The 14,071-nt window shown below is 66.8% G+C and carries 12 protein-coding genes; 7 read left to right on the top strand and 5 right to left on the bottom strand.

Annotated features, from left to right (window positions below):
* From KIH31_RS11560 to pknB, 5 genes are read left to right on the top strand one after another with little or no spacing between them, the layout of a single operon-like run.
* On the top strand, positions 1-1,680 hold the full coding sequence (locus KIH31_RS11560; protein WP_307857632.1) for a protein phosphatase 2C domain-containing protein: 1,680 nt from the start codon (positions 1-3) through the stop codon (positions 1,678-1,680).
* Positions 1,677-3,053, top strand: a complete 1,377-nt coding sequence (locus tag KIH31_RS11555; protein WP_214427297.1) for an FtsW/RodA/SpoVE family cell cycle protein — start codon at positions 1,677-1,679, stop codon at positions 3,051-3,053. Before KIH31_RS11560 ends, KIH31_RS11555 begins: the two co-directional genes overlap by 4 nt.
* On the top strand, positions 3,050-4,507 hold the full coding sequence (locus tag KIH31_RS11550) for a penicillin-binding protein 2 (RefSeq protein WP_214427296.1): 1,458 nt from the start codon (positions 3,050-3,052) through the stop codon (positions 4,505-4,507). Before KIH31_RS11555 ends, KIH31_RS11550 begins: the two co-directional genes overlap by 4 nt.
* Positions 4,504-6,234, top strand: a complete 1,731-nt coding sequence (locus KIH31_RS11545) for a protein kinase (protein WP_214427295.1) — start codon at positions 4,504-4,506, stop codon at positions 6,232-6,234. The genes KIH31_RS11550 and KIH31_RS11545 overlap by 4 nt, the downstream gene beginning before the upstream one ends.
* 48 nt (positions 6,235-6,282) lie before the next feature.
* Positions 6,283-8,187, top strand: coding sequence for a Stk1 family PASTA domain-containing Ser/Thr kinase (gene pknB, locus KIH31_RS11540; RefSeq protein WP_214427294.1), 1,905 nt, complete (start codon positions 6,283-6,285; stop codon positions 8,185-8,187).
* A 48-nt stretch (positions 8,188-8,235) separates the two neighbouring features.
* Here the strand turns inward: pknB and KIH31_RS11535 are convergent, their stop codons facing one another.
* Positions 8,236-8,877 carry an aminodeoxychorismate/anthranilate synthase component II gene (locus KIH31_RS11535; RefSeq protein ID WP_214427293.1) on the bottom strand — a complete coding sequence of 214 codons (642 nt, stop codon included), beginning with the start codon at positions 8,875-8,877 and terminating at the stop codon, positions 8,236-8,238.
* 160 nt (positions 8,878-9,037) lie between these two features.
* On the opposite strand from KIH31_RS11535, the gene KIH31_RS11530 reads away from it, so the two are divergent.
* Positions 9,038-9,292 (top strand): cell division protein CrgA, encoded by a 255-nt coding sequence (locus KIH31_RS11530; RefSeq protein WP_214427292.1) that lies wholly within the window; start codon positions 9,038-9,040, stop codon positions 9,290-9,292.
* Positions 9,293-9,633: 341 nt separating this feature from the next.
* On the opposite strand, the gene KIH31_RS11525 is transcribed toward KIH31_RS11530, so the two are convergent.
* Both KIH31_RS11525 and KIH31_RS11520 read right to left on the bottom strand, forming a co-directional pair.
* Positions 9,634-10,302 carry a rhomboid family intramembrane serine protease gene (locus tag KIH31_RS11525; RefSeq protein WP_307857631.1) on the bottom strand — a complete coding sequence of 223 codons (669 nt, stop codon included), beginning with the start codon at positions 10,300-10,302 and terminating at the stop codon, positions 9,634-9,636.
* A gap of 226 nt (positions 10,303-10,528) precedes the next feature.
* Complete coding sequence (locus KIH31_RS11520) at positions 10,529-11,071, bottom strand: peptidylprolyl isomerase (protein ID WP_214427290.1); 543 nt, start codon at positions 11,069-11,071, stop codon at positions 10,529-10,531.
* Positions 11,072-11,189: 118 nt separating this feature from the next.
* Between KIH31_RS11520 and KIH31_RS11515 the strand changes: the two genes are divergently transcribed.
* On the top strand, positions 11,190-12,053 hold the full coding sequence (locus KIH31_RS11515; RefSeq protein WP_214427289.1) for a hypothetical protein: 864 nt from the start codon (positions 11,190-11,192) through the stop codon (positions 12,051-12,053).
* A gap of 9 nt (positions 12,054-12,062) precedes the next feature.
* Here the strand turns inward: KIH31_RS11515 and KIH31_RS11510 are convergent, their stop codons facing one another.
* Together KIH31_RS11510 and KIH31_RS11505 are read right to left on the bottom strand one after the other, a co-directional pair.
* Entirely contained in the window at positions 12,063-12,965 is a 903-nt protein-coding gene (locus KIH31_RS11510; RefSeq protein WP_214427288.1) for a DMT family transporter, read from the bottom strand.
* A gap of 336 nt (positions 12,966-13,301) precedes the next feature.
* Positions 13,302-13,442: a hypothetical protein gene (locus tag KIH31_RS11505; protein WP_214427287.1), complete on the bottom strand. Its 141-nt coding sequence runs from the start codon at positions 13,440-13,442 to the stop codon at positions 13,302-13,304.
* Positions 13,443-14,071 lie beyond the last annotated feature (629 nt).

The following is a 14,071-nucleotide window of genomic DNA, read 5'->3' as shown; positions in this document are numbered from 1 at the left end:
GTGCCCAAAGTTCTGCGCTATGCGGCGCGCTCGGATGTGGGAAAAATCCGCTCCAAGAATGACGACTCCGCCTATGTCGGGCAGCATCTCGCGGTCGTCGCCGACGGCATGGGCGGCCATGCCGGCGGTGACGTGGCCTCGGCGTCGACAGTTCTGGACCTGATCCACCTGGACCGGGAAGGGTACGCCGGAGATGCCGGCACGGTGCTCGCAGACGAAATCCAGACCGCCAATTCCCTGCTCTCGGAGCTCGTGCACGACAATCCCAAACTGGCGGGCATGGGCACCACCGTCACGGCCCTCCTGCTGGCCGGGGACAAAATCGAGTTCGCCCATATCGGCGACTCCCGCGCCTACCGGCTCAAGGACGGTGTCTTCGAGCAGATCAGCGTGGACCACACGTTTGTCCAGCGGCTGATTGACGAGGGACGGCTCCGGCCCGAGGAAGCCGAGACGCACCCGCACAAGAATGTGCTCATGCGCGTCCTCGGCGACGTCGACGCCAGCCCGGAACTCGACCTCGCCAGCTTCGAAGCCTCCGCGGGCGAACGCTGGCTGCTCTGCTCCGACGGGCTGAATGCGGTGGTTCCGACGGCCACCGTTGAAGACGTCCTGCGCAACACTTCCGACATCCGTCAGTGCGTCGAACGCCTGGTCGAAATGACCCTCGACGGCGGCTCCCCCGACAACGTGACGGTCGCCGTCATCGAGGTAGCCGAGGCGACCGGCGACGACGTGCGCACCGACGCCCTGGCCGTCGTCGAGCCCGGCACCGGCTCCCCCCGGACCGGCCTGCATCCCGTAGCCCCCGCGGCGGCGGCCGGCCGCGGGTCCGCACCCGCCAGCACCAGCACCGAGTCCGCTGCTGCGGAGAAGCCCGCGGACGGCGGGGCCGAAGATTCGGAGGGCGACGGCGAGAATCTCGGAGGCCACCTGGTGGCGGCAGTCCTGCGCGAAGAGCTTGCCAGCCGGCCGCATGAGCTGGTCGGCGCAGCGGCCACGGCTGCCGAAGCGGGCTCCATCCCGGCTGTCGCAGGCCGCGCTGCCTCCCGCCGCGCCGCCACGGTGCTGACGCACAAGACGGCCAGCCGACGGCATGAGCCCGAGGATGACGCCCTCATGTCGCTGCCCCGGAGGGGCCGGCCATGGGTGCGTGTCGCCGTTGCCGCTGTTCTCCTGCTCGCCCTCGTCGCCGGCGGCGTGATCGGTTATGCGTGGACGCAGAGCCGCTACTACGTGGGGGTTTCCGAGGGAAAGGTCGCCATCTACAACGGCGTCTCACAGAATCTTGGGCCGATCCCGCTTTCGCACCTGCAGTCCACCACTGACGTCGCGGTGTCCTCGCTCTCCGAATTCTCGCAGCAGCGCGTCCAGCAGACGGTCCCGGCCAGCAGCCTGACCGATGCCCAGCAGATCGTCAAGAACCTGCAAAGCGACACGGGACCCGCCGCCGGCTGCCCTGCACCGACCGGTTCGCCCAGCGCCACCGCTTCCCCGAAGCCCACAGCCTCCCCCTCGGCGCACAGCAGCGCGAAGGCGGCCGCCAAGCCGGCCGCGAAGCCATCCGCGAAGCCGTCCGCCACGCCTACCGCGAAGGCGTCCGCCAAAGCCGCAGCAACGCCGACCGCGTCGCCGTCGCCGTCGTCCTCGGCTTCCCCTTGTGCCGGAGGTACACCATGAGCCAGCAGCTACCGGTCGCCAAGCCCCGGCGCAATGTCGAGGCACTGCTCCTGGTCCTCGCCCTTGCCGTCGGCATCGGTGCGAACGCCATGGTCAGTCTGGACAAGTCGCCGTGGATGGACAGCGATTTCTGGACCCAGGCCATCCTGCTCACGGTCCTGGTGTTCTCCATTCACGTGGTCCTGCGGATCCGCGCGAAATATGCCGATCCGGTGATACTTCCCATCGTGACCGCCCTGAACGGCCTCGGGCTCGCCATGATCCACCGGCTCGACATCGCCACCGGGGAGGGCGCAGGCGGCAAACAGCTGACCTGGACGGCCCTGGCGATCGTGGCCACCGCGGCAGTGCTGTGGTTCCTCCGCGACCACCGGGTTCTTCGCCGTTTCACCTATATTTCGCTGGTGGTCAGCGCCGTCCTGCTGATCCTGCCGCTGGTGCCGGGGCTCGGCGCGAACATCAACGGCGCCAACCTGTGGATCGTCGTGGGCGGCATGACCTTCCAGCCCGGCGAAATCGCCAAGATCACCCTCGCTATATTCTTTGCAGGGTATTTATCCTCCAACCGGGACCTGATCCTGCTGGCCGGCAAGAAGGTCGGGCCGCTCCAGCTGCCCCGTTTCAAGGACATGGGCCCCCTGTTCGCAGCGTGGCTGGTCAGCATCGGCATCCTCGTGTTCCAGCGGGACATGGGTTCGTCCTTCATGTTCTTCGGCCTGTTCATGGCCATGATCTACGTGGCCACGAGCCGCGTCAGCTGGGTCGTCCTCGGCCTGGTGCTGATCGCAGTGGGCGGTTTCGCCGCGGCCAAGATTTTCTCCCACGTCGCCCTGCGCGTCGACGGGTGGCTCAACGCCTTCACCCCGGAGGTCTACGGCCGTGCCTCCGGCGGCAGCGGGCAGATCGTACAGGGACTGTTCGGCATGGCCAACGGCGGCCTGCTGGGCACGGGTCTGGGACAGGGCCGGCCGGACCTGGTCCCGTACGCCAACTCGGACATGATCATCGCCTCGCTCGGCGAGGAACTGGGCCTGATTGGCCTGTTCGCCATCGTCCTGCTCTACCTGCTGCTGGTCACACGCGGCATTCGCGCAGCCCTCGGCACGCGGGACGCCTTCGGGAAGCTGCTCGGCTGCGGCCTCTCCTTCGCCCTCGCGCTGCAGTGCTTTGTGGTGATCGGCGGCATCACCCGGTTGATCCCGCTCACCGGTCTCACCACGCCCTTCCTGGCGGCCGGCGGTTCGTCGCTGCTGGCGAACTGGATCGTCGTCGCGCTGTTGCTGCTGATTTCCGACGCCGCCCGGCGCCCCTATTCCACCGGTCCGCTCGAAGCTGATCTTGGCCCTGCTACCGAGGCGGTGAAGCTCCCGTGAACCAGGCCATCCGCAGCACCTGGATTGTCGCGATCGCGCTCTTCGCGCTGATTTTCGGCGGCATCACTTACGTCCAGTTCTTCGCCGTCGACGAGCTGAAGAACAATCCGTGGAACAACCGTGCGCTGCTGCAGAATTTCTGCAACGAGCGCGGCACCATCCTCGTCGGCGGCCAGCCGATCGCCCAGTCCGTGCCGAGCACCAACGGTGACACCTGCAAGTACCAGCGGCAGTACAACAACCCGCTGCTGTACTCGGGCATCACCGGTTTCTTCTCGCGCAGCTTCGGCCAGACAGGGCTGGAAAAGCAGATGGAAAACGATCTCACCGGCAACACGGATCAGCTCTTCTACGACCGTGTGGTGTCCATGTTCCTGGGCAACCAGCCCAAGGGCGCCTCGGTGGAACTGACCATCGACCCGAAGATTCAGGCGCTGGCCTACAGCCTGATCCCTGACGGCCAGCGCGGCTCCATAGTCGTGATGAACCCCAAGACGGGCAACATCATCGCCATGGTGTCCAAGCCGTCCTATGACACCAACCTCATGGCCAGCCACAACCCCAGTGCGGTGGCCAAAGCGTGGAGCCAGCTCAAGGACGTGCCCGGGATCTCGTTGTACAACAGCGCGGCCACCGGTGATCTCTACTCACCCGGGTCCGTGTTCAAGCTGGTCGACACGGCGGCCGCGCTGTCCTCCGGCAAGTACAACAAGGACTCGGTGCTGCCGAACCCGGCTGCGCTTCCCCTCCCGGGAACCAATGTGAGCCTGCCGAACTACCTCTACGGCGGGTGCTCGGCGCAGACCGAGGCGGACTTCGCGTTCGCCCTCGAACAATCCTGCAACACACCGTTCGCCCACATTGCCCTCGACCTGGGCCAGAACGCGATCGCCGAGCAGGCCCGCAAGTTCGGCTTCGGCCAGGACGCCGGTGATCAGCTCAAGCTCGACTACACGCCCAGCGTGTTCCCGTCAGACCTGAACCAGGCCCAGCTGGCCCAGTCCGCGGTCGGCCAGTTCGATGTGAAGGCCACCCCTCTGCAGATTGCGTTGATGACGGCTGCCATCGCCAACAACGGCGTGCAGATGAAGCCAAACCTGATCAAGGCGCTCCGCGGTCCCGACCTGCGTCCCTATGACGAGCCGAAACCGGAAGTCCTGCGCACCTCGACGACGCCGGAAATCTCCAAGCAGATCACCTCCTGGATGACCGATGTGGTCGACAAGGGGATTGCCTCCGGTGCCCAGGTCCCCGGGGTGGAGGTGGCCGGCAAGACCGGAACCGCCGAACTCGGGGCCGGGGGCCAGAACAACTCGTGGTTCACTGGCTTCGCCCCGGCAAATGACCCGCAGGTGGTGGTCTCGATCGTGATGCAGGACGTGGACATCAGAACCGGCGCCCAGCTGACCAGTCCCAACGCAAAGAAACTTATTGAGGCGGTGTTGAACAAGTGAGGCCTTCCCCGGGTATCACATTAGGCGGCCGATTCCAGCTCACCAGTCGCATAGCGATCGGCGGCATGGGAGAGGTCTGGAAGGCCCAGGACAAGGTTCTGGGCCGCACCGTCGCCATCAAGATCCTCAAGGAGGAGTACACCGGCGATCCCGGCTTCCTCCAGCGTTTCCGCGCCGAAGCCCGGCACACGGCGCTGCTGAATCACGTCGGCATCGCGAATGTGTTCGACTACGGCGAGGAGGAGGGTTCCGCCTACCTCGTGATGGAACTCGTCCCCGGCCAGCCGCTGTCGACGATCATCGACCGCGAGCAGGTGCTCTCCCCGGACCGGACGCTCTCCATCATTTCGCAGACCGCCCGGGCGCTGTCGATTGCCCACGCGCAGGGTCTGGTGCACCGCGACGTGAAGCCGGGCAACCTGCTCATCACGCCGGACAACCGGGTGAAGGTCACCGACTTCGGCATCGCCCGGCTCGCGGACCAGGTCCCCCTCACGCAGACCGGGCAGGTCATGGGCACCGCGCAGTACCTGGCCCCGGAACAGGCCACCGGACAGACGGCCACCGGGGCGAGCGACATCTACTCGCTCGGTGTGATCGGCTACGAATGCCTCAGCGGCCGGCGCCCGTTCTCTGGGGAGTCCCAGATCGCGATCGCCCTCGCCCAGGTCAACGACGCGCCGCCGCCGCTGCCCGAGTCCCTCCCGGCGCCGGTCCGCGCCCTGCTGATGTCCATGCTGGCCAAGGACCCGAAAAACCGGCCCGCCAACGCGGATGCCCTGGCCGACGCGGCGGACGCCATCCGCCGCGGTGACATCAGGGCCGCGCACGCGGCCGTGCCGGGGATGCTGCTCTTCGACACCGCCACCGGTCCGATCACCGCGCCGGTCGGCATGCAGGCGACCGCTCCCACCTCGGTTGTGGGAGCTGCCGCCCTGGCTGCCTCGGCAGCGGAATCGGCCCCCGGCACCTCGGCTCTGCCGGTGGTCGGCCACGACGGCCCGGGCGCCCAGCGGAGCTGGGTGCAGGAGGATTTCGAGGACGAACCGGAGGAAGAGGAGCCACGCCGCCGCGGACGCAGCCCGTGGACCTGGCCGCTGGTCGGTTTGATCCTGCTCGTGCTGTTCGTACTGATCGGCGTGCTGCTGAGCCAGGCGGGGATCCTGTTCCCGCGCAGCGGCACCACCAGTGCACCGCCGGTGCAGACAACCTCCGCTGCACCCACTCCCTCGGCGACATCGGAAGCACCGACACCGACGCCGTCGGCTCCTGAGACGGTGAACGTCATCCCGGACGCCTATCTCGGCCAGCAGTTCAACAAGGTCCAGTCCGAGCTGTCGGCCCTGGGCCTGCAGGTCAAGGGCGTCCCTGTCGCCCCGCAGAACGGCGAGGCGGCGGGCGTCGTCATGGGCGTGGACCCGGCCGGCCCCGTGCAGAAGGGGTCGCTGATCACGGTCACCTACTCCAAGGGCCAGGAAATGGTCACGGTGCCCAACATCGTCGGGATGAACGCGCCGGATGCCCAGGCGGCACTGGTGAACGCCGGGCTGGTGCCGGCGCCGTCCCAGGTGGCGAGCGACTCCCCGAAGAATGAAGTCGTTGCCGCACCGAAGCAGGGTCAAAGCGTGCCCAAGGGCTCGACTGTTGAGTACTCGGTTTCCAAGGGCCCGGCGCCTGCGCCGACGCCGACTGCCGCGCCGACAGCCAGCCCGAGCACCAAGCCGTAGCACGAACAGGACCGGACCATCACCACGCACAGAGAGGACAGCTCCACTTTGAACACGCAGCGCGTCCTCAACGGGCGCTATGAACTCGGCGAGCTGCTCGGCCGCGGCGGCATGGCGGATGTGTACACCGGCCGGGACACCGTGCTCGGCCGGCGCGTCGCCGTGAAAATGCTGCGGCCGGACCTCGCCCGGGACCCGCAGCTGCAGGCACGGTTCCGGCGTGAAGCCCAGGCCGTGGCCGCGCTGAACCACCCCTCGATCGTTTCCGTGTACGACACGGGCGACCAGGCGCCGGCCGCTGAATCACCCGACGATGTCCGCCTGCCCTTCATCGTGATGGAGTATGTCTCCGGCCGCACCCTCCGCGACCTCATCCGGGCCCGAGAGGTCACCATTGCCGACGCGATAGAACACACCCTGGGCGTGCTGTCGGCGCTCGAATACAGCCACCGCGCCGGGATCGTCCACCGCGACATCAAGCCCGCCAACGTGATGGTGACCTCGCACGGTTCCGGGGTGAAGGTGATGGATTTCGGCATCGCCAGGGCCGTTGCTGATTCCTCGGCCACGATGACGCAGACCCAGGCCGTGATCGGTACCGCCCAGTACCTCTCGCCGGAGCAGGCCCGCGGCGAAACCGTGGACGCGCGCAGCGATCTGTACTCGGCGGCCTGCCTGCTGTACGAAATGCTGACCGGCCGGCCACCCTTCGTGGGGGACAGCCCGGTATCGGTGGCCTATCAGCATGTCCGGGAGACGCCTGCGCCGCCAAGCCAGTTCAACCCCGAGGTCTCCGAGGCCTTGGACAGCATCCTTGCCCGGGCCCTGCAGAAGAACCGCTCGGACCGGTTCCAGGACGCCGCGGCCTTCCGCCGCGCCCTGCGCGCCGCGGCCGGAGGCGTGGTGCTGCCGCCCATCAGCAGCACCGAGGCCGTCACCGACCCCACCGAGCGTGTTGCAGCGGGCTCGCGTGCCGCCCTCGCGGCGGGCGCCGCAGGCACCGGAGCCGCGTTCCTGGATGAAGAGCCGCGCACGCGTGCCATGGCCCGGGCGCTGGCTGGCGGACCGCTCACCACGGAGTCCGCCGAGCACGAAGAGCCGTCCGACCAGTATGCCCTCGACCTTCCGGCTGAGCGTGAGCCGGACCGCCGCCGGAGCACCGGGCGGCGCGGCTGGATGATCGCCCTGCTGATTGCCACCTTGCTCGTGCTCGCTGCGGGCGGGTACTGGGTGTGGAGCGTCACGACCGCGAAACCGGCTCCTCCGCCCATGGTCGCCGTTCCGTCGGTCGCCACCTTGAGTGAAACCGATGCGCTGAACAAGCTCTATGCCGCGGGGTTCAAACCCTCGATCACCCGCGTGCAGAGCGACACGGTGGAGAAGGGCACCGCGATCGGCACCACACCGACGGCGGGCAGCGAAATCGCCCCGCAGTCCACGGTGACGCTGACCGTCTCGAGCGGGCCGAGCGTCGCCACCATTCCGGCCTCGATTGTCGGCCAGACCGAGGCGGCGGCACGGGACGATCTGCGTGCGCTGGGCCTGATCCCGAACCGGACGACCCAGGACAACAGCGTCACTGTTCCCCGCGGCATGGTGATTGCGACCAAGCCGGCGCCGGGCCAGGTGGTGCCCATCGGCAGCAACGTGGACATCGTGATTTCCACCGGACAGGTGACCATGCCCGAGCTGCGCGGCAGTGACCGCCCGGATGCGGAGAAGGCACTGGCCGCCATCGGGCTTCGCGTCAACGTTGTGGAGAAGGTCAACAAGCAGGTCGAATCCGGCAAGGTCACCTCGCAGAGCGAGACGGCGGGCACGGCAGTCGACCAAGGCGCGACCGTCACCCTGGAAGTGGCCAAGGCCGCACCGAAGCCCAAACCGACCCCAACCCCCACGCCGACGCCGAGCCCGACGGACACGGCGGCACCCGACCTCGGGATTGGCGGATAGTTCCTTGCCGTGCCTCGCCGTCGACGCCGCCCCGGATGGGCTGCCGGATTAGGTGCTGATCAGCGGGCTCATGGTGGCCGCCCGCGCGGCGACGCCTTCCATCCCTAGGGACTCAAGCCAGTTGCCGAGCATCCGGTAGCCGCCTTCGGTCAGCACGGACTCCGGGTGGAACTGAACGCCGTACAGCGGTGCCGTTCGGTGCGCCAGACCCATAATGACCCCGCCCGCGGTCCGGGCGGTCACCTCCAGGTCCGCGGGGACGGATTCGTTCACCGCTGCCAGCGAGTGGTACCGCGTTGCCGTGAACGGGCTGGGCAGCCCTGCGAAGACGTTCTGGCCGCCGTGCTCCACCTGGGAGACCTTGCCGTGCATCAGTTCGGGCGCGTGCGTCACGACGCCGCCGTAGGCTTCGGCCAGCGCCTGGTGGCCGAGGCAGACGCCGAGCATCGGCTTGGAGTGTTCGCCGCACCAGCGGATCAGCTCGATGCAGACCCCGGCTTCCGACGGGTTGCCCGGGCCGGGGGAGACGAGCACGCCGTCCCGCGCCGAGGCCAGGGCGATCGCTTCCTCGAGCGTCACATCGTCGTTGCGCACCACCGTTGTCTCGGCGCCCAACTGCTGGAGATAGCCGACGAGGGTGTAGACAAAGCTGTCGTAGTTGTCGATGACGAGGATGCGGGTAGCGCTCATGCCCCAATTTTACCGGCGCGGGCAAACCGGCCCAGCCTGCCGGACCAGGCGCCGGCGGGGCGGCGGCCAGACGCCGAGGCGATGGCTGAGCCACTGCCGCTAGAATTGGCAGCTAGATGGCGCCCTGCGCCCCCGCTGATCCGTCTGCTAAGGAGTACCAGTGCCCGAGTCCAAGTCCCGCAGGCGGCCTGCCCGCCCCGTTGCCGAGCAGGCAGGCACCAAGGCCTACAAGCCGAACCCGGTCTGGTACAAGCCGGTCATGTTCGGCCTGATGGTCATCGGCCTGCTGTGGATCATTACCTTCTACATCACGCAGGGTGCCTACCCGGTGCCAGCGCTGGCGTCCTGGAACATCCTCGTGGGCTTCGCCATCGCGATCGTCGGGTTTCTCATGACCACCCGCTGGAGGGACTGACCCCTTCCCCTCAAAAGGGCGGAGCACGCGACTGCGTGCCCCGCCCTTTTTAGTACCCGTCCGGATCTGCTCCGCATGCCCGCGAACGGGCACTATCGGCGACCTCGTCCGCGGCAAGGCCGCCGACAGTGCCCGCTCGGCGGAGAGGATTTAAACCACAGGCCTTAAACCACAGGCTGTGGTTTAAGTTATCCACAGATCTGGGGACAAAGCTGTTAATATGTGGGAAAACCGCATCAGCGCAGGCCAGACGTAATCCACAGCTGTGGAATTACATGTGTGTAACTTATGCCCATGTGCATAAAGGCTGTGGATAAGTGCGGCCGCGGCCGGTGGATAACTCAGCCGGCGGCAACCTTTGCGTACGTCGCCGCGACCAGGACGGCGAGCAGCGCCGCCATTCCGGCCCACTGGATCAGGCTCCGCTGCGCCGACCGGGGAACATAGACCACGAGGGCCGCGGCGAGCCCTCCCGTCACCAGGCCGCCCAAGTGCGCCTGCCAGGCAATACCGGGGGCGATGAACCCGAGGGCGAAGTTGATGCCGATCAGCCAGAGCAGGCCGCGGATGTCCCCGCCCCGGTGCCGCTGGACGACGAAGAGCGCCCCGAAGAGTCCGAATACGGCGCCCGAAGCTCCGACGACGCCGGAATTGTCCGAAAGGCTGTTGAAAAGCAGGTATCCCACCGAACCGCCGAAGGCGGACAGCAGGTAGAGAGCGAGGTACCGGGCGTGGCCCACCAAAGGTTCCAGTGCCCGGCCGATGATCCACAGGGCGTACATGTTGAACGCAATATGCAGGATGAGTCCCTGCGAGTGCAGGAAGGCCGAGGTGAGCATCCGCCACGGCTCGGTTTCCGTTGTCACCGGAGCATAGGCGAACTGCTGGTACATGAAGTCATCCGGCAGCACCAACTGCAGCAGGTAGACGGCGATGCACAAGCCGATCATCACGTACGTGACAATGGCGCGGCCGCCGGCCGCAGGAGCGCCCCCGTAGGGCCCGCTCACACCGGTACTGCGGGCACGGGCCTGCTCGTGCACGCAGTCGACGCACTGGACACCGACGGCCGCCGTCCGCTGGCATTCCGGGCACGCCGGCCTCCCGCACCGCTGGCAGCGCACATACGAAATGCGGTCAGGGTGCCGGGGGCAGACAGGAATCTCAGTGGACGGCTCGGCCGCCGGTTGTCCGTAACTCATGCGTACTGTGGCTCCGCGTGGTTGAGGTAAAAGGTCAGAGCTGCTCGACCGTGACGCTGTTAATAACGACGTCCTCACGCGGCTTGTCCCCGGCGCCTGTCGGAACCGCCTCGATCGCGTCGACAACCTTGCGGGACTCCTCGTCGGCAACCTCGCCGAAGATCGAGTGCTTGCCCTGCAGCCAGCTGGTCGGCACGGTGGTGATGAAGAACTGCGACCCGTTGGTGCCGCGGCCCATCTGAATGCCCGCGTTCGCCATGGCGAGCTTGTAGGGCTCGTTGAAGGTCAGTTCCGGGTGGATCTCGTCGTCGAACTTGTAACCCGGTCCGCCGACGCCGCGGCCGAGGGGGTCCCCGCCCTGGATCATGAAGTCCTTGATGATGCGGTGGAAGATCGTCCCGTTGTACAGCGGGGCGTTGGTTTCCTCACCCGTGCCCGGGTGGGTCCAGGTGCGTGCGCCGGTGGCGAGGTCAACGAAGTTCTTCACCGTCTTGGGAGCGTGGTTCCCGAAGAGGTTCACCACGATGTCCCCGTGGTTGGTCTGGATGGTTGCTTTTGCTGTAGGTGTCGCAGTCATAACGCCATTGTTCCATGCAGCGATCGGTCGTTTCGGGGTATTTGCTCTCGGGAGAATGGCCCGCTATAGACATTGCACGTAGGCTTAGTAATGACCGTTGACAGTTCTGGAGGTAGTTGTGAAGAAGACAGACCAGGTAACCCGGGACCTTGAGCACAGCGTGAACGCTGGTGTCGAATCTGCCAAGGAGTGGGCGCAGCCGCGCGTTGACGCCGCAGTGCAGTGGGCCGTGCCGAAGATCCAGCAGGGCATTGACACTGCTTCTCCGAAAATCCAGGAAGGCCTGAAGACCGCAGCCCACCAGCTGGCCGGCGGCGTGGCGCACTACACGCCGAAAATCCAGGGCGGCCTGGCGCAGATGGCGCCGAAGCTCTCGGATGCGGTCGAAGGCGCGGTTCCGGCTATGCACAGCGCACTGGACCGCGCGGTCCCCGTGATCCACTCCGCCCGCGAGAAGGTTGTCGGCGAGTTCATCCCGACGCTCTCGGAACGCCTCGGTGAGGCCTCGGAGGCAGTCACCCAGGCTCTTGAGTCGGCCCCGACGCAGGTCAATGCCGCTGTCCAGGCGGCATCGGACCAGCTTGCTCCGCAGAAGCGGCCCCGCAAGCGCGGCTGGCTGGTCTTCGGCGTGATCGCCGCTGCCGTGGCCGCCGGCGTCGCCGCCTGGCGCGCGTCGCGGCCGGTCGAAGATCCGTGGAAGACCCCGGCCCCGGCGCAGAAGAGCACCCCGAGCCCCGCTCCGACGGTGACCGAGGTCCCTGAGCCGGCCCCGACGTCCACCGAGGTCAAGGAAGAGGCGAAGGACGCCTCCGCTGCGGCCCAGGAGAAGACGGCCGACGCCGCGGACAAGGCGAAGCACAAGGCGGATACGGCGACCAGCGGCTCGGCCGCCGGCGCAAAGGACGCCCCCACCGACGCCAAGACCGCGGTCCGGAACATCGCCGCGAGCATTGAGCACAAGGACGACGCCCCGGGCAAGTAACCCGCGGCGCTACGACACATCCGGAAAGGGTCCCCGTCCGCGGGGGCCCTTTCTCTTGCGCGCGGAGGGCTGGGCCAGGACGACCACAGCGAGCCCGGCGAGGATCAGCCCCAGGCCCGCATAGGTTCCCCACGGCGGAGACTGGCGGAGGAACGCGGCGGCCAGGATGGCTGCCCCCGGCACCTCGAGCAGAATGATCAGCGACACCACGATCGGGCTCATCACGGCGAGCAGATGGTTGAAAACAGTGTGGCCAAGGATCTGGGCCAGCAGTGCGACGGCGAGGATGAGCAGCCAGACCTGCGGCGCGAATCCGGTCAACTGCTGCCCGCTGAGCAGGCAGGCGGCGAGCAGCACCAGGGCGCACCCGCCGTAGCAGAGGGCCGCATAGGTGGTGGTCGAGAGGTTGCGCCGGGCACGCGCCCCCGCCATCGTGTACAGCGCAGCGAAGGCGCCGCCCAGGAGAGCCAGAAGGTCGCCCAGTACGGCCTTGGGCGAGAGCGAGAAATCGAAGCCGGAAATGACGGCGACGCCGGCAAACGCCACGGCGATTCCAGCCAGCACTCCAGGTGCCACCCGGACACCGCGGAGCCGGCTGAACAGGGCGACCCAGGCCATCTGCAGGCAGACCAGCGAGGTTGAGGACGCCACGGAAGTCAGCTTCAACGAAGAGACCCAGAAGCCAAAATGCGCAGCCAGCATGAGTGCCGCGAATCCGATGCCTGCCAGGTCCGCACGCTTCAATGCGCGCAGTTCGCCGCGCTTGCGCAGCCCGGCTGCACCCCCCAGGGCGGCGCCGCCGAGAGCTGTACGCCAAAAGGACATGGTCAAAGCCGGAGCGCTGGTGGCCGCCATCAACGGGCCGGAGGCGGCGATGCCGATGACGCCGAGGGCGGCCAGGAGAACGTTCACATGCCAACTGTAGTGGCCGCCTCGGTCTGCCAGCGGACCCGGGCGGCCCGGGTCCTGGTCCATAGCGGCCCCGGCACCCCGGGGGGGGGGGACCGCTAGGGGCGACAGAGGCTTGAGGGGGTCACCATGTGACGGCACAAAAAAGGGTCCCGGCCAGCTGATGCTGGCCGGGACCCTTGGTGTTCGGTGGAGGCAAGGGGACTCGAACCCCTAACCCCCTGCCTGCAAAGCAGATTATGAGGACACATCGCCGCAGGTCAGACGCTATGCTCGCGCGGTGAGGGCACACCGATGGGCGCACTCGCCTCACTCAAGGGTGTTGTGATCCAGCCCGCTTCACTTCGAGATCACGGTTGGGACAAGCCCGAGGATGGCGAGCAGGATCAGGAGGATCACTTTCCATGCGGGCACCCCGGTAAGCAGGTCGGTGACGCCAATGGTTCCGCACAGCCCCGCTCCGACAGTGGCGAAGATCAAAGTCCCGCGGGTGCTTCGAAGTTTTTCATGGCGAGACCCGCTCGACCCGGGATGACCCAAGTCCAAGAGCGGCTCGGTGCATGATGTGTTCTCCTTCCACGCTTGGCTTGTGCGCACGTTGAGAGCGGCCGACCGGTGTGCCAAGTTGTGACAATGAGACCGACCATCCCGCTGGCAGTTCTTGCGATTGCGATAGGGATATTGGGTGCATGGCAGAACGAGCCGCTTTCACGGTTAGCGCGAGGGTGGAGCAGACGGTGGGGCGTCGCCGGCGAAACGGTGAGACGCTACCAGACTGCGCGTGTGTATCGGTTGGGAGCATTCGTGCTCATCCTCGTCGGCCTGATCGTTCTCATCATCGCCCTGGCAACCTGATGAGTAGCTGACGCGATGAACCATTGAGCCAGCTACTTCTTGCGTCGCCGTCGCATATACGCCACCGCCAGTCCTATGGCCACCAAGATAAAGAGGGCGCCGGAAACGATGATTGTCGGGAGCGCCAGTGGTTGGGTCCCCAGGTAGGAGTCCAGTGTTTGTGTGAGTTTCGTGTCCGAGAATGGACACAGGAGGAAATTCACGAATCATGGTACGCAGACACACCCCGGATCAGGTCATCGCCAAGGTCCGGC

The sequence above is a fragment of the Paenarthrobacter sp. DKR-5 genome (assembly GCF_018531425.1).
In the GTDB taxonomy this organism is placed as follows: domain Bacteria; phylum Actinomycetota; class Actinomycetes; order Actinomycetales; family Micrococcaceae; genus DKR-5.
The sequence above is the reverse complement of the archived record's forward strand: the minus strand, read 5'-3'. Positions and strand labels throughout refer to the sequence as shown.